15 protein-coding genes, 1 tRNA gene and 1 other RNA gene are annotated in these 16,591 nt (G+C 34.7%); 9 read left to right on the top strand and 8 right to left on the bottom strand.

The window, feature by feature from the left end:
• Nucleotides 1-140: 140 nt before the first annotated feature.
• The 5 genes from queA to ssrA all read right to left on the bottom strand — a co-directional run bounded on the left by queA (nucleotide 141) and on the right by ssrA (nucleotide 5,520).
• The gene (gene queA / locus H3T44_RS05440) at nucleotides 141-1,193 is read right to left on the bottom strand and encodes a tRNA preQ1(34) S-adenosylmethionine ribosyltransferase-isomerase QueA (protein WP_198196477.1); all 1,053 of its coding nucleotides are present in this window, start codon (nucleotides 1,191-1,193) and stop codon (nucleotides 141-143) included.
• An 87-nt stretch (nucleotides 1,194-1,280) separates the two neighbouring features.
• Entirely contained in the window at nucleotides 1,281-2,696 is a 1,416-nt protein-coding gene (locus H3T44_RS05435) for a glycosyltransferase family 39 protein (RefSeq protein WP_198196475.1), read from the bottom strand.
• A 95-nt stretch (nucleotides 2,697-2,791) separates the two neighbouring features.
• A complete protein-coding gene (locus tag H3T44_RS05430; RefSeq protein WP_155567859.1) occupies nucleotides 2,792-4,153 on the bottom strand; it encodes a glycosyltransferase family 39 protein in 1,362 nt (453 codons plus the stop codon).
• 455 nt (nucleotides 4,154-4,608) lie between these two features.
• Entirely contained in the window at nucleotides 4,609-5,175 is a 567-nt protein-coding gene (locus H3T44_RS05425) for an SspB family protein (RefSeq protein WP_198196473.1), read from the bottom strand.
• A gap of 34 nt (nucleotides 5,176-5,209) precedes the next feature.
• Nucleotides 5,210-5,520: a transfer-messenger RNA gene (ssrA, locus tag H3T44_RS05420) on the bottom strand.
• A gap of 115 nt (nucleotides 5,521-5,635) precedes the next feature.
• On the opposite strand from ssrA, the gene H3T44_RS05415 reads away from it, so the two are divergent.
• The 5 genes from H3T44_RS05415 (at nucleotide 5,636) to H3T44_RS05395 (ending at nucleotide 9,421) form a co-directional block, all read left to right on the top strand.
• Nucleotides 5,636-7,039 carry a hypothetical protein gene (locus H3T44_RS05415; RefSeq protein ID WP_198196471.1) on the top strand — a complete coding sequence of 468 codons (1,404 nt, stop codon included), beginning with the start codon at nucleotides 5,636-5,638 and terminating at the stop codon, nucleotides 7,037-7,039.
• Between the two features lie 405 nt (nucleotides 7,040-7,444).
• Nucleotides 7,445-7,753, top strand: a complete 309-nt coding sequence (locus H3T44_RS05410) for a hypothetical protein (RefSeq protein ID WP_110438712.1) — start codon at nucleotides 7,445-7,447, stop codon at nucleotides 7,751-7,753.
• 176 nt (nucleotides 7,754-7,929) lie between these two features.
• Nucleotides 7,930-8,853 carry an FAD-dependent thymidylate synthase gene (gene thyX, locus H3T44_RS05405; RefSeq protein WP_155565152.1) on the top strand — a complete coding sequence of 308 codons (924 nt, stop codon included), beginning with the start codon at nucleotides 7,930-7,932 and terminating at the stop codon, nucleotides 8,851-8,853.
• A 38-nt stretch (nucleotides 8,854-8,891) separates the two neighbouring features.
• Nucleotides 8,892-9,032: a hypothetical protein gene (locus H3T44_RS05400; protein ID WP_155565153.1), complete on the top strand. Its 141-nt coding sequence runs from the start codon at nucleotides 8,892-8,894 to the stop codon at nucleotides 9,030-9,032.
• 26 nt (nucleotides 9,033-9,058) lie between these two features.
• Nucleotides 9,059-9,421, top strand: coding sequence for a hypothetical protein (locus tag H3T44_RS05395; RefSeq protein WP_146206659.1), 363 nt, complete (start codon nucleotides 9,059-9,061; stop codon nucleotides 9,419-9,421).
• A gap of 19 nt (nucleotides 9,422-9,440) precedes the next feature.
• Here H3T44_RS05395 and H3T44_RS05390 read toward each other — a convergent pair whose 3' ends face one another.
• Complete coding sequence (locus tag H3T44_RS05390) at nucleotides 9,441-10,610, bottom strand: Mrp/NBP35 family ATP-binding protein (RefSeq protein ID WP_198196469.1); 1,170 nt, start codon at nucleotides 10,608-10,610, stop codon at nucleotides 9,441-9,443.
• A gap of 134 nt (nucleotides 10,611-10,744) precedes the next feature.
• Between H3T44_RS05390 and H3T44_RS05385 the strand changes: the two genes are divergently transcribed.
• The 3 genes from H3T44_RS05385 to H3T44_RS05375 all read left to right on the top strand — a co-directional run bounded on the left by H3T44_RS05385 (nucleotide 10,745) and on the right by H3T44_RS05375 (nucleotide 14,803).
• A complete protein-coding gene (locus tag H3T44_RS05385) occupies nucleotides 10,745-11,896 on the top strand; it encodes an OpgC family protein (protein ID WP_370552731.1) in 1,152 nt (383 codons plus the stop codon).
• Nucleotides 11,897-12,167: 271 nt separating this feature from the next.
• On the top strand, nucleotides 12,168-13,736 hold the full coding sequence (locus H3T44_RS05380) for a Do family serine endopeptidase (protein WP_232347519.1): 1,569 nt from the start codon (nucleotides 12,168-12,170) through the stop codon (nucleotides 13,734-13,736).
• A gap of 47 nt (nucleotides 13,737-13,783) precedes the next feature.
• On the top strand, nucleotides 13,784-14,803 hold the full coding sequence (locus H3T44_RS05375; protein WP_198184775.1) for an aromatic acid exporter family protein: 1,020 nt from the start codon (nucleotides 13,784-13,786) through the stop codon (nucleotides 14,801-14,803).
• Between the two features lie 16 nt (nucleotides 14,804-14,819).
• Here H3T44_RS05375 and H3T44_RS05370 read toward each other — a convergent pair whose 3' ends face one another.
• Together H3T44_RS05370 and H3T44_RS05365 are read right to left on the bottom strand one after the other, a co-directional pair.
• Nucleotides 14,820-15,038, bottom strand: coding sequence for a Trm112 family protein (locus tag H3T44_RS05370; protein WP_155569002.1), 219 nt, complete (start codon nucleotides 15,036-15,038; stop codon nucleotides 14,820-14,822).
• Between the two features lie 46 nt (nucleotides 15,039-15,084).
• Nucleotides 15,085-16,062, bottom strand: coding sequence for a co-chaperone YbbN (locus H3T44_RS05365; protein WP_198196467.1), 978 nt, complete (start codon nucleotides 16,060-16,062; stop codon nucleotides 15,085-15,087).
• 189 nt (nucleotides 16,063-16,251) lie between these two features.
• Between H3T44_RS05365 and H3T44_RS05360 the strand changes: the two genes are divergently transcribed.
• A tRNA-Gly gene (locus H3T44_RS05360) sits at nucleotides 16,252-16,326 on the top strand.
• The last annotated feature ends 265 nt before the right edge of the window (nucleotides 16,327-16,591 follow it).

Genomic DNA, 16,591 nt, shown 5'->3' with positions numbered 1-16,591 from the left:
TTCAAAAAAAACAGAATCAGTTTCTTAATTTCTCCCAGAAAAATCCCTATGATAATTTATCTTGTATGAAACCTGAAAATGTTTCATTTATTTAAAATGACAGGGTTGTTATAACTCAAGAAATTAAAATACTTTGTTTATTATAAAAATTCTTTTTCGATAATACATGCATCCCCGTAAGAATAAAAACGATAATTGTTTCGAATAGCATGTTCATAGGCTTGACGCATTTTTTCTGTTCCACCAAAAGCGCAAACCAGCATAAATAATGTGGATCTGGGTAAATGAAAATTAGTCATCAAAATATCGATGGATCTGAATTGATGACCTGGACGTATAAAAATGGATGTTTCCTGTTGAAAAGGGTGAAATATTCCTTGTCGATCAATTGCACTTTCCAATAATCGCAAGGTTGTTGTTCCCACCGCGATAATACGTCTTTTTTCAACTTTAGCTTGATTCAATCGTTCAGCGTTTTCTGGACTGAGCACGCCATATTCTGCATGCATATGGTGATCATTGATGTTTTCACTTCGCACTGGTAAAAATGTTCCAGCACCCACATGTAGAGTAAGGGCCAGCCGTTCAACACCTTTATGATCAAGCTGGGTTAATAATTCTTCTGTAAAATGCAATCCGGCTGTAGGAGCGGCAACTGCACCAGGATTTTGTGAAAATATTGTGTAATAATCCAGCTCATCCCTTTCAGTTGGTCCATAGGGACGACGAATATAGGGAGGTAGCGCCAATTGACCAGATGTATTAAGCCATTTATCAAATTCATTACCCTCAAGATTAAAACGGATAAACGCACTACCACCTGTTTCAAGTTTTACCACTGTGGCAAAACATTTTTTATCTGGAAAATCAAGGCGGTCTTGTTCCTTTAAACGTTTACTGTTTTTGATCAATACATGCCAAGTACCATCTCCCATCGGTCGATCAAGTGTAATCCCAATGTGAGCCATACCCCTTTGTGCGAATAATTTGGCGGGAATGACCTTTGTATCATTGGCAATCAAGATATCACCCTTTTGAAAATAACAGGGTAAATCCCGTATTGTTTTATCCTGAAATTTTCCCGATTTTGATGGAATGTAAAGAAGTTTGGCAGCCTCTCTGGGACGGGCCGGATGCTGGGCAATGCAATGTTCAGGAAGCTTGAAATCAAAATCTGCAGTAAGATCAGTCATGGATTATTATGGTTGGGCCATTAAAAAATGTTGAGAATATACATTTATTAAATGTATATATCAGTTAGAAAGATCAAGAGATAAGAACTATTGGTTCTCTTGGCAAGTGTACAAACGAACTGTATCGTCTTCATAACGTATATCATTTAATGTTTTTTCTTCAGTTAAAATACGGCATCCTGTCACATCGGGATTATCTTTTGCTCCAACGCGATAATAAGCCAATGAATTCTTTACTGGTTTCCCTTGTTTAATCGTATCATTATTAAAATTACCCATAACCATAAAGGATAATCTTTCCGCCTGTGTTATCTCATGTGGCGTGAAAATGGCGCTGGTTAGAGGAAAAGCGTTTTTTTGTAATTTGCCATAATAGGCAGGTAACTTATTTTTCGAAAATTGATGCAAGGTACTCATATTATAGATTAATGCAATGATTGCTAATAATAAGGTTAGTAATTTTGTATAATAATTAACATCACGCCCAATCAAAATGGCACTGATGATACAGATCAAAATTATATGGGTATAACTGTAATGGGCGAGTCTTGTTTTGGCGAGACTGAAGATCAGAAAACTTGACAGGATTGCAGAAAGAATAATTAAAATATCATATGAAAACATTTTCCATTTTCTAAATGAAAAAGAATAAATCAAGGCGAAAATGAAAATTATGGTGATCAGACTAAAATGATCCACAAGCTGATTAAAAAAATACCAGATGGAATGGTAATGACCTGTAATACGGTCAGAGGCTCTGGCTATGAGGTCATAGCGGTACATTTCCTTGATAAAATCGAACTTGTCATAGGGATAACGTAATGCTAGCCAGATTAAAATAGGTGAAAAAAAAATGATTATGGGAAAGGTAAATGATTTTATTGAAAGCTGTTTGTTTTTGAATAAATAACCGTAAGCAATAAAATAGGGAATAGCCATAAAAAGAGCATGCCAGCTTTTTGTTAAAAAAGCCAAGGCAGAAAAAAAAGCCGCAAGTGTAATATGTCGGGTATCATTTTTACTTGCTAGGGCAATTACAACCATAACTTGGCAAAATATATAAAAAGCATCCGCGTCTCCAGAACGGAAACCGTGGGTTTTGATTATCAGGGATGCAGTAAATATTAGGGATAAAAAAAGAATGGAGCTGATTATATTATATTTTTTATATGTGTAATAACAGACAATACTGCAAAGCAGTATTGTTGAGACTATTGAAAATAATCGTAATGTTAAAATGGATTTTCCAAATAAAGAAATGATAATACAAGTTGGTAAAAAGCTGAGTATGGGCTTTAAATTCCACATATCAGTTTTATTCATCCATGTGTTGATAATCCAGTTTTTATTGATATTCATTTCAATTGAACTGACTGCATGACGGCTTTCGTCCCAGCTATCGAAATGGGTAAGATTTATATGATAGAAAAGGGTGCAATAGAAAACTGCAAGAAGTACAAACAATAGAATAATAAAAAAATTTTTTCTTGTTAATAAAAACATAATTATTCAGTCATCATTATAAAAAGCGGGGTTTTATTCATAATCAATTATTTCGTTAGAAAATATAGGGTTTGAATGAGCGTTAAAATGTTAATTTATAAATTTTTACAAGAAAATAAAGATATTTCGTTCTGATCATGTTTATTTTTTAATTCTGTTACTTTTTCAGTTATGGGATGACATCGATTGATATCGGAATTGTCATTGCCTTGATCCCGATAAAAAACCAGTGCTTTTGATATGGGTTTTCCATATTTGATTTTATCATAATTGAAATTGCCAAATACCATGATGGCTAAACGTTCATTCTGTTCTATATGTTGTGGTACATATAAGGTATTATATTTTGGATAGGCATTTTTTTGTAGTTGATAATAATAGTCTGGCAAATGTATTGAAGAGATTTTATGTAGATTGGTAAATGCAAAAATAACTGCTATAAAACTTAGAATAATAATAAAATATCGGGTATATTTATTAATGTCTCGACCAATCAAAATACTTGTGACCAGACAGATTAATATAATATGCGTATAGCCATAATGGTAAAGTTTTGTTTTAGCCATACTGTAAATCAGCAGACTACTCAAAATGGCTGATAAATAAATGATGATATCATAAGTTAAAAAATGTTTTTTCCTATATTTGTAACTATAAAATATGGAAAATATAAATGTTAAAAAAATGAGGCCAAAATTATTGAATAAAATTTTTATAAAATAATTCCAGCCATGAATATGATTTTCAATCATATGGGAAGAGCGTTTTATTAAATCATAACGCACCATTTCTTTGATAAAAGCAAAACCATCATATTGATAACGTATGCCAAGCCATATTAATATGGGCAAACTAAAACAAATGACAGGATATAAAATAGCTTTTATATTGAACCGATGGCTTTTAATTAGATAACCATAGGAAATTAAAAAGGGTAAGCCCAGGAAAAGAGCATGCCAACTTTTTGCTAGAAAAGCTAACGATGAAAAAAAAGCGGCCAGAGTAATATGAAAATGATCATACTTTGTTGCTAATGATAATGTTGCGGTAATTTGACAAAGGATAAAAAATGAATCAATGTCGCCGCTTCTGAAAGCATGGTTACGAATTAAAAGTGAGGTTGTAAATAGAAGTGAAATAAAAAGAATGGCTGTGTAAATATTATATTTTTTAATTGTATAATAACAGACAAGATTACATAAAAATATTGCACATAAAAGAGAAAAAAGACGGATTGCTAGAATTGATTTGCCAAAAAGTAAAATCATTAGACAAGTTGGCAGAAAACTTAAAATAGGTTTTAAATTCCACATGTCGGGTTGGCCAGCCCAACTGTTTATAATATAATTATGATTGTAGATCATTTCCAAAGCACTGACGCCGTGTCGGCTCTCATCAGAACTGGCAAAAGGGATTTGGTTGATATGAAAGAATAGAATAAAAATAAATAAACCCATTAAGGCTATTAATAAAATATTCCAAAAATTCTTTATGATTATTAACATGTTTAAAATATTTATAGATTAAAAATAATTTTTTTATATTAAAATGATTCGGAGTCAATGAATATTATACAATAAAATTCTATATAATAATAAATTTATAATGAATATAAAGACTTGCAGTTTATTTGTTATTGTGAAGGAATATAGTTTAAATATTTAAATTATATTAGAAACTACGAAGCATGATAGTAGGATTAATAGTCTAATAAACTATGATATTTTTTATAATCTGGATAATCTATTAGTCTCATAAATCGCTTTATGTTGTAATTAATCTATCTTTAACAAAAGTTATATTTTAACTATTAAAAAAATGATTAATATTTTTTATAGCACAATACGGTTTATTGCCAATTAAACTTTTGGTTTTGTTAAACTATTTATCATTTGATATTATATTATAAAATTTAATCGGTTTTTTTTCTAAAAGCATCTAAACTTATAACCTGTGATTTCTCTTTCGATGCGTTACTTTCCTTAGAAGGTTTAGCATCTTTTAATTCTTCCATATTATTTGTAACTGTACGGAGTGTTTGAACAGGTGTCTTTTCTTCAGATTGAATCACGGTTAGACTAGAGGGAATAGGCTGAAAATTAAATGCTAGATTAACAAACGGATCTGCAAACCCAATAACAGATCCGAACGGAATAACCAATATACTCCCAACCCCGCCAAATGAAAGACCAACAGACATTTGCTGTTTAATTCTGTTGATTTTCAGATCCCAAAATTGATGTTGTAAAACAATCGTCATTTCTTCTGGATATTTTTCTTTAAGTTGGGGTGGAATAATCACATCAGGATAGTCGGTTTTAAACTGGATATAGAAATTATGACTCCCAGGTAGTCCATTTTTTGCAACTGATTCCAGAGCTTTTAACATGACCTCACGATAGGCAGCTTCAATCCATTCATTATATGGTAAAAGGGAAGGAGGGTTTTCGTTAGAACCTGAATTATCTGAATTGGTCATTGTCTAAACTTTAACTATAAAATCAATAATCTAAAGTGAAGGGTTTCTGTTGCCCGGCACCCTTCAAGCCGCGCTTGTCACATTGGCTTATTAGGCCGCGATAGCGTGTGCCTCGAAATTATCGTTGGCATTTGTAAAAAACAGTCCGATAACGGTGGTACAATACCGAGCAAAAAATATATCTTTACTACGCGTGTCGATCCTGTTTCGTCCCCATAAGCTTTATGGTGGAGACGCCGGGTACCGCCCCCGGGTCCACTACGCCTATTTCATATACCGTTTATTGCCATAGTTGGGTAAACCAACAATTTTAATATAATAATATTTCACTAATAAAAAAAGGGGAAATTAATTTTTTTTGATCCAAATTAAATTTCTGGGTAACCGTAATTAATTTCCAATTGTTTTTACTTATTATTTCTTTATAATTTTCCGTAATAATCTTAACAGGAAATAAGCGATGAAAAAATCAGTAATCTTTGGAACAACCGCAGTCATTCTTGTACTAGGTTCAAGTCTTGGAGGTGGATATATCTATCTTCAGCATCAGCTACACAATCGTCTTGATGCGGGAATTAAAATGTTGGAGCAATCCTTTCCGGGTTCTTCTATTGTTTATGATCGCAGTGTAACCAATGTATTCACACGTAGTGCCATTTTGGAAAAAGTGAAGATCAAAGGCCAGTCTGGGCAATTATATACAATGGATAAATTGAATATCAAATCTGGTTCACGTAATGGATTGATGAGCGCTACAATTGATAATTTTGAGACAAAAATTGATAGTGACTTGATGATGAATAACGGGCAGATTCACGTTGATCATATTGATTTAAACAATTTTGTTCCCAGAAAGGATTTGCTTGACATCGATGCATCTGGAAAAATCAAGAGTGTTTATTTTTCAAAGGCAAAATTTGATTTGTTAAATCTGAAGAATATTACAATGAAATTATCTTCTGGATCGGAAAAGATAGCAATAGCTCAATATCAAATCAAAAATTATGGATTAGATCGAAAATCCGACCAAACTTTGAATGATTTCCGTTATTATGATAAAGTTAACAATCGGGACAATTATTTCAATATTCAATCACTTCAGATTAAGGATTTGAGTTTTGCTAAATTTTTCCAAAATATTGAAAATGGAAAAACATTTGAATTTGCAAGTGACGAACCTAAACTTTTTCATATTAAAAATGTCGAATTAAAAATTGATGCTGCACGATACCAGCTTGGTGACATGCAAATTTCGACAGAAAAAGATGGAAAAAACCGTTTGTTTAGAGGTAATAAATTCGATAACTTACAATTACAAACCGATAGTGATCCAAGACTGTACGCTTTAAAACAATATGGTTATGATCAACTAAATCTGTTCGGGAATTTGTCCGCGCAGTATCATTATGATCTGCAAGAATGGAATCTTGAACCGTTCCAGATTGGTGCAAAAAATATTGGGAATGTAAAAATTAATGCTCGTGTAAAAGGTCCGGAAAAACCATCAGCAAATAATGAAATGGCAATGATAAATGATTATAAGATTGTATCCTTTACAATGCATTTTCGTGATGATGGATTAATACAACATTTGGCTGATCTTAAAAGCCGTGAAAAGAATGAATCCGTTGATCAGATTAAGCAAGAATGGATTGAGGATTTACAGAAACCCGATAGAGATTTTCCGGAATTGTCTAAACAAGCTGGAAATGCTGTCATTGATGTTATTCATCATCCGGATCATGAGCTTACAATTGAGGTTAATCCGGATAAACCTTATTCATTTTTAGATCTAACTTCATATAATGCTAGTCAGATAATTGATCATTTGAATATTAAGGTTCATAGTGATTCTAAGCATTAATAATGGATTTTATAAAATAAATTCATGAATTTATTCGGCTGGATTGAATAAACTTACATAAATTATATTTTCAAGATGTGCAAAATGAATAAATTGAAAAAAGTATTTTTCTCTCTATTTGTTTTGCTTTTTATTTATTATAGGACTGAATTTATATAATATACGTTATGGGGAGGCTCCGTTCATATTAGAATACACGCATAATGCGCTGACACGGATTGCAGGAAAAAAGGGCATTATTCATATTCCAAGGCGTTTGTCCTTAAAGTTTTCCAAACGGTCATTTTCGAGAATATAAATGTGATGCTTGAAGATGGTAGTCATTTAAATGTTAAGAAAATAGGGATTTCAAATAACGGTTTCTGGGAAACTTCAATATAGAAAACCGTTTTAAACAGGGTTCATGTGAACTTTGATATTGGCAGAATAAATGCTGAAAATTGGCGGATTAAATCTTTATCCCATCAGCTAAGCGGGATAGATTATTTTTACAAGACCAGAGTATCGGAAAAGTCAGGGTATCAAATTCATATTAACTATTTGAGAACAGAGGGTATGGGAAACGGTACAAGAATTATTTTGGGAAGTATAGCCAATTTTTTATATAAAACAGGCTATCATTCAATTACGGTTGATTTTTCATATGATGATAATCAGTCATTTTTTACTAATGAAGCCTGCTATATATTTCGGAAAAAATTTTGTCCACATTGATCTGTCCTGTTTATCGGGTTTGAATTTAAAGCCGCATTTTTTTTAAATAGCTAACGAGGGGAATATGCAAATCATGACTGTTAAAAACCATTAAAATCATATATTTTAGGAAAATAGTTTTATACTGGTTTATAAATAATTTCTTAGTCGTACTTAAAATGAGTAAATAGATTATTATGGCACTTACAGAAGAACAACAGGCAGATATTAAAGCGCAGTCAAGTCAGCAACTTTATACAAAACGGCCAATTTCGCCAGGTTTGGAAGAAATGCTTTATCAAGCTTTTCCTGTACTGGATCATGGATTTGTCAGGGTTGTCGATTATATGGGTAATGATTCTGCAATTGTTCAGGCAGCCCGAGTTTCATATGGAACCGGTACAAAAAAAGTATCGGAAGACCGTGGTTTGATTCGATATTTAATGCGTCATTATCACACAACCCCTTTTGAAATGTGTGAAATTAAGTTTCATGTTAAATTGCCAATTTTTGTAGCACGACAATGGATTCGTCATCGTACGGCCAGCGTAAATGAATATTCGGCCCGATATTCAATAATGGATAGAGAATTCTATATTCCCGAACCTCGCGTATTGGCAATGCAAAGCAAGGTTAATCATCAAGGTCGTGGAGAAGTTCTTTCTGCTGACCAATCAGAGGCAGTTCTATCGCTTTTACGTAATGATGCGCAAAAATGCTATGATGATTATGAAAAAATGCTTCGTACTCCTGAAGAAAATGGTTTTGGGCTGGCTCGTGAGCTTGCCAGAATGAACTTGACCTTGAACAGTTATAGTCAATGGTACTGGAAGGTTAACTTACATAATTTATTTCATTTCTTGCAGCTAAGAATTGACTCGCATGCACAATATGAAATCCGTGTTTATGCCGAAGTAATGCTGAAAACGGTTCGGGCATGGGTTCCTCTGGCTTGTGAGGCATTTGAAGATTATCGCAAAGGGGCTGTAACATTTTCCTCGACCATGATGAATGTTATTGGCAAGTTGTTAAATGGACAATCTGTTGATCAAGCTGACAGTGGATTAAGCAAACGTGAATGGACAGAAATGATGCAGATTCTGGATCATTACAAATCCTAGAGTTAATGTGTATATAAAATCTCTTGGAAAGATTGAAAATGGAAAAACTTTTATATGTTGCTGGTATTATCATTTTATTTATCGGCATTGTTGCAGCGATGTGGTTTCTTCCTTTTGGACGTAATCTGGATGCGGATAATCAGTATCTACATGAGACTTTTTATACAAAGAAAAAATGAACTATGCTAAATATTTGATTATAAATATGAAAGTAGTTGAAAATTTCATTATGGATTATAAAGATAAAAAGAATCTTCCTGTCGATGAATATGAGTATGAATTACCTGGTAAATCCGTCCATTCATCATCTGAATCTATGGGAGAAAGTTTTTTTACCCAACCTTCAAATCTTGATTCTAATATTAAACCTCTAGATCCAAATCAAAAAATCGAATTTGCCACTTTACGCCCTTGGTATATTGCCTGTACTTTCGTTTTGGTTTTGGGATTGATTTTTGAATTTGGAATTTTAGGAAAAAACGGAAAGCAGGGACCTTTATGTCGGTATATGCCAAAAAATAAGGTTTGTTATGTTTTGGCAGGTCCTGGATCTTCTTTAGAGAAATAGATTCGGGGTGACAGGGTTTTTACGAATTTTTGCTATTTGCAAGTCCTGTTTTACAAATGGCGGGATAAATTAAATCTGCAATAGCATGGTAGGCTTGACTTTCTGGGCCATCAGGTTGTTGAACGGTTATGGGAATTCCCTCATCTGATGCCGTACGGATCGCAGGTAAAATAGGTATTTCCCCCAAAAAAGGGATATTCAAAGCTTTAGCTTCTTTTTTAACACCATCCTGTCCAAATATATAGGTTTTTTCCTGACAACGAGGGCAAAGAAAATAAGACATATTTTCAATGATACCCAATATAGGGGTTCGCGTTTTCTGAAAAAGAGAAATACCTCTTTTGGCATCCAATAAAGCAATATCCTGAGGTGTGGAAACCATTATCGCACCATCTAATTTAATGGATTGGCCAAGGGTAATTTGAACATCACCCGTCCCAGGAGGCATATCAATCAACATGATATCCAACTCTCCCCATTTTACGTCTGACAACAGTTGTTTGACCGCCCCCATTACCATGGGTCCCCGCCATATAACCGCCTGATTCGTGGGAACCAGCATGCCAATGGAAATTGCTGAAATACCCCATGCCGTCATTGGGATCAGTTTGTGGTCTCTTATTTCTACCTTGCCATTTAGATCAAGCATATGTGGAATAGAAGGGCCATAGATATCAGCGTCCATGATGCCAACCTTTAATCCTTTTTGAGACAAGGCAATCGCAAGATTGACAGTTGTTGAGGATTTTCCAACACCCCCTTTTCCCGAAGCGATTGCAATGACACATTTAACCGAATTGAGAGTTTCAATGGGTTTGGCATTTTTTATATTATTTGCTTTTATTGAAGTTGTATCTGATTTGGTATGACCGGTTTGTTTGGGTGGGAATACCAAGCGTTTTGATATGGTTGGATCATGTAAGCCGGAAGAAATGGCATTCATAAAAACACGGGCTTGTTCCACATCTTTAAGCTGACTTAAATGGTGTTCGATTTTTGCCCGTAATGGTTCCACTTGAGCGGGATCGACATTGGGGACTTTTAACGTTATATGTATTTTTTGGTTTTCAATATGAAGCGTTTCAATCAAATCAGTGTCTAGCAGCCGAATATGGGGAGACCATGGAAGCGTAAAATCTTTCAAAGCCTCTTTGACTTTTTGCCGGTTAATTGAAATAGGGTTATTCATGTAAAACCTTGAAGAAACAATCATTAAAAAATGTAATTATCAAGTTTATTTTAAAAAGTATATAACAGATTTGTAAAGTTGTAATGAAGCTCTGAAACTAATTTTCTTCATTTTATTTAGAAAGAAAATGTAGAATTAATTGGAAAGAATCGTTAAGGAATAAAGTTCTGATCAAACAGCAAAAAAAATCAAAAAGGGATCATCGTATCGATGCTTTGCGTGGATTGGCGCTGATCATGATGTATATTGACCATATTCCTGAAAATCTTCTAAATCGTTTTACCATGCGGAATGTAGGGTTTGCCGATGCAGCAGAAATTTTCGTATTATTAGCTGGATATGCTTCTTGGCTTGCATATGGAAGAAGGATTCCGCTTGACGGGTTTTGGAAAATTTGCAAAAAAATTTTTGCACGTTGCTGGAAAATTTATCTTTTTCAGATAGGCTTGGTATTAATTACATTATTCAGCATCTATCAGTGGCGTCGGATATGGATATTGCCAGTTGATTTTTTAGAGCCTGAATTGGCGCATGGTCACAGTATCTTAAGAGTATTCTGGCGGTTGTTACTTCTGGACGCATTGCCAAGCAATCTAAATATTTTGCCACTCTATATCATTTTACTCGCCTTTTTTCCCATCCTTTATTTAATCATGAAATATCGTTGGTGGTTGGCGTTGGGAATAAGTTTTTTGCTATGGGGTTGGGTTAATCTTGATCCATGGTTCAATTTTCCTAACTGGCTTGATCCTGATGGTTGGTTTTTTAACCCTTTAGCGTGGCAGTTTTTATTTACGCTTGGGATTTATGGTTCTATTCTTGCAGGTAAGCATGAAGGTGATTTTCCATATTTTGTATGGTTACAGGGACTTGCTATCGCTTATTTAATCTTTTCTTTCTTAGAAGCGTTTCCATGGGGATATTGGGGATTACTCGATTTGAGATTGATAGAACTGCATACTCCTGCAAAGGCTTATCTTTCACCATTGCGATTAATGGACGTTATCGCAATATTTTACCTTGTTCAATCTTCAAAATGGACCAAACAATTTTCCGAAAATAAAATTGGGCAGCTTTTGGCCTTATATGGTCGACACTCGCTGGAGGTTTTTTCCTTGAGTACGGTTTTTGATCTATGGGGGCGTTTGATGTTCGCTAGCTGGGGACAATCAGTATTTTTGCAGCTAGGTATAAATTGTATCGCAATATATATTCTTTATCTCCTGTCTTTATATCTTGATAAAAAAAGACAACGATTAAGAACTATCAATCTAAGATCCCAATAATATTATTTCAGATGAAAAAGTTCAATAATTTCAAAAATCAGGATTTATTCAGAAATAAGCTTATCATGAATTCATGTCTAAGATGTTAGAATTTTAAAACAGTGTAACCATAAAATCATGATTTTAGATAGATTTATATTTATTTTAATGAATTTTATGGTTAAATTAATTCAGTTATTTGATCTCTGCATGTTTTTAGAAAAGAGATAAGTTTGCGCATGAAGTAACCTGTAATAATGCTGTTATTATTTTTAATGAATAAAGAATAAGTATGTCAAAAAATCTTTTTCAAGGGGATTTGACACGTTGTTTGATCCTTACCATGGGGATATTCGGTTTGGTTTCAACTCATCGGTTGCAAGCTCAACCTTCTGTTAACTTACCTTTTATAGGTCGTTTAACTTGGCCAGATAAATTTAGTTCTCGATGTTCTTCTGGTAGTTTTGCAAATGTTGCCGAAAAATTATTGCCGACGGTGGTTAATATCTCAACCAGTCGAGTTCTTAAACCGGGGCAGCATGACGATGAAGATGATGACAATACGGAGGATACCGCTTCTGATCCAGATTCCCCTTTCGAAAAATTCTTTCAAAACTATATGAATGGCAAGAGTGGTCCCGATGACGGTATGGATCATCTTCAGGCGTTGGGTTCTGGTTTCATTATTGATTCATCAGGCCTTATCGTAACAAATTATCATGTTATTAAAGATGCCGACCAGATTTTGATAACTTTACAGGATAATCGGACGGTTAAAGCGGTATTGAAGGGATATGACGAAAGAACAGATATTGCCTTACTTAAGATTAATGTGAAAGAACCATTAACCATTGCGCATTTTGGCAATAGTGATTATTCAAGGATAGGTGACTGGGTTTTGGCGATTGGTAACCCATATGGATTATCTGGAACCGTGACATTCGGTATTATTTCATCAAGGGGAAGGGATATAGAACAGGGGCCATATGACGATTTTATTCAGACAGATGCCCCAATCAACAAGGGAAATTCCGGAGGTCCCTTATTTAACATCAAAGGAGAGGTCATAGGCATTAATACAGCTATTTTTTCACCTTCTGGAGGGTCAATAGGCATTGCTTTCGCCATACCTGCCAATGAGGCAAGGGATATTATCAATCAGCTTCGTGTAAACGGCAAGGTGACTCGTGGATGGATTGGTGTTCGTATCCAGGAAATTAATGAAAGTATAGCGAGTAGCCTGAATGTAAAACCGTTTCAGGGAGCCTTGGTTGTAAAAATTGAGAAGGGTAGCCCTGCTGATAAAGCTGGATTAAAATCTGGCGATATCATAGAAAAAATAAATAGCCAGGTTGTTACAGCCCACACAATGCCAAGGATGGTTGCTGCCGCTCCCATTCATTCACAAATTAATTTAACAGTTATAAGACGGGGAAAAGTTGTTGATTTACCCATAGAGATACAAAATCTTGAAGAAAATGAGGAAAGTAAGGAGAGTGATATTCAGGATGAAAAGGCAAGGGTATTAGTAATTAAAGATCTGAATATTACGGTCAGTACGATAACGAATTTACTAAGACAGAAATATAATCTGGCAGAAAAACAGCAGGGCGTTGTAGTGACCGCCGTACATCATAAAGAGAAAAATTTGATGCAGCGTTTAAAGCCTGGAGATGTAATTGTGGGAACAAATACTAAAACTGTAAATGATGTTGATATGCTTCAACAGGCAATCACAAGTGTAAAAAAAGAAAACAGAAATCCCACTTCAATGCTTTTGCTGGTTCAAAGCGGTTCTGTTATGCATTGGGTTGCAGTCCCGTTCGTTTCCGAAAGAAACAAAAGCGATCATAAACGATAATTCTGATCATGAATTCCAGGATTTACGGTTAATCGAGCAAGGTATAAATGAGGTTTGGAATTAAAAGGCTGAATTTATATCCCGCTGTTATTCAAAGTGTTCGGTTATTATTATCTGTAGCAACAGCAAGCCTACTTGCACATCTATGTAAATTGAACGAACCTTATTGGGCATTAATTACAGCTGTTATCGTGACGCAAAGTCGTATCGCTCAAACCCTTCAGACCAGTCGTGATCAAATTATTGGTTCTCTGATTGGTGGAATTGCAGGGATCATAGCCATTGCCTTGCAGATTTATTGTGGCTGGTCACCGATTATAGTATTTACAATCGTAATGATTCCGATGGTTATGTTCGTTTCATGGCGTCCCACCATGAGGCTTGGAGTTGTGACACTTGCAGTCGTTTTTCTATTCCCTTCACCCGGAGGGATTTTTGAAAGACCTTTTGATCGTATCTTTTCAATTGTTGTAGGTGTATTGGCCTCTTTATTGGTTAGTTATTGTATATTGAGACCTCAGGCTAGATATCATGCCTTTTTACATGCCAAGGAAGCTTTTAGTAAATTATATAAATTATTACACGCTGTATTGATTGAAGGAATTTCATGGGATGCTGTTGAAGCCAAAAATGATGAAATCATTACAGAACTTCGCGAATTGGCCAGTGATATAGATGAAGCACGTAAAGAACGGCCTACCTGTGTTTTGGAAGAAACGGATCCTGTGCTTGTGCAGTTATTTCCAATTTTGCGACGTTTGCAAAGTGATAGTATTTTTGTGGCAAGAGCAATGGAGGCTTATGGTCAAAAATTACATCCCAATACCGAAAAAGCCTTGGAACATGCTTTAAAAGAAATATTTTATTTTTTTAAAATTCAGTCTGTAAGACAGGCCAACGGCAAACATAAAAAATTGCGGAATGCCTGTGATATTCATGTTGATTTTAATTCCTTGTTAAATCCACTGCTGGAAGAGGCTAAAAAATCTTGCCCTTCCATCATTCAATTTACATTAAAGGCGCTTTGTAATGATTTTTGCAGAGGTCATGATATCTTTTCCTCATGAAATGCTTTTAATGATATTATTTTGGTTTCTTATAGTTTGAGATTTCATCATCGCTTAATGTTCTTGCTTCATTGGCAAGCATTATTGGTATGCCATCCCTAATTGGATAAGCCAGACCTGCATTGCAACTGATCAGTTCATCAGCTTCACGATCATAAATAAGAGGGCCTTTTGTCACAGGACAGACAAGGATTGAAAGCAGTTTTGGATCAATGGGAGGGGTATTTTGAGACATTTGTTTATCCTTTAATGAATTAGATAAATTCTATTGGCAATCGGGCTTAAGAAAATAATAAGGTTGATAATTGACGACGCCCCTGTAACGTGGCTGGATCGTCAAATCCCCAAGATTCAAAAAAACGTAACAATTGTTTTTTTGCAGCTTCATCATTCCAGCTTTTGTCTCTTTTCATAATTTCAAGCAATTCATGTGCGGCTTCATTTCTTTTTCCGGCACCATTTAAAGCGGTAGCCAGTTCATAGCGTGCCTGATAATTATCTGGATCCGATTTGATTTTATCCATTAATGCCTGTGTTTCCCCAGTGTTTTTTTTACCTTCCAGAGTAAGCTCAATGGCAGATTTCGCACCTATAATTTCGGCATGATCCTGTATGGATTCCGGAACTTGTTCAAGACTTTCCTGTGCCGCTTCTGGTCCTGCACTGGCAAGAATTGATCGTATCAACCCGCCCCATGCTTCCGGTTTTTCAGGTTCCAGTTCAAGGGCTTGGGAAAAAACACCCATTGCCTCATCGAATTTTTTGTCATGCAACAATGTTTGTCCCTGTTCAATTAAATCCGCGCTGGGCATTGCACTGCCAGCGGTTTTTAATAATTGACTGACAAATTGTTGAATTGCATTTTCAGCTTGCACCCCTTGAAATAAATCGACTATTTGCCCCTGCCAAAAAGCAGCAACCAGAGGGATAGACTGAATGGGAAGGCCGATCTGCATCAACTGTTGGACAAGGGCTTGATTTGCGTCTATGTCGATTTTTACAAGTTTCACGCGTCCTTGAGTGGCATTTGCAATTTTTTCCAATAATGGTGTAAGTTGTTTGCAAGGGTTGCACCAATTCGCCCAAAAATCAACTAAAACAGGAATTTTTTGGCTGGCTTCAATGACTTCCTGAACAAAGTTATTTTGATTACCTTCAATAATACTCGTTTTGGAAGAAGAAGCCGATGAAATGGCTGTTCCATGTTCAGTCAAAAGTTGACCTTTTGCAGGTTGGGACGGGGAGTTAAAAAGCGCCATAAATCATATCCTGTTTCATTTAAATGAAAAATTTGATTCTCATATGTTTAACAATTTCTAGATATTAGAATTGGTTTTTGTATATATTATAGTGGATGAGAGACAGGAAATAAAAATAATTTTTAATTTTTGTTTTTTCCGCTTGCATCTTTAATAGAAATATCATAAAAGGCTTTTACGCTCTTCAGAGCGGGCGTAGCTCAGGGGTAGAGCACAACCTTGCCAAGGTTGGGGTCGTGGGTTCGAATCCCATCGCCCGCTCCAATTAATAATTCATTAAGTTAAATCTTACTTAATATAGATTAATTTTTTAATCAAATAATCATTATATTTTCTGTAGCGTACAAAAGAAATTATATGAAATTAGTTCATATATTGTTATTAAATGTATAAATGCTTGAGAATAAGATATTATCGTCATAACTTGGTTTTTATTTTAAATATTCCAACTAAATATAGTTCGTAATAAATTCAAAAGATTATATGTTTTTTTATTTCAAAAATAATTTATAGAAACTGAAAATTTCCA

It is taken from the genome of Commensalibacter sp. M0355 (genome assembly GCF_016101365.1).
In the GTDB taxonomy this organism is placed as follows: Bacteria; Pseudomonadota; Alphaproteobacteria; order Acetobacterales; family Acetobacteraceae; genus Commensalibacter; species Commensalibacter melissae.
Note: the sequence above shows the minus strand (reverse complement) of the source record. Positions and strands in the feature narration are given on the sequence as shown.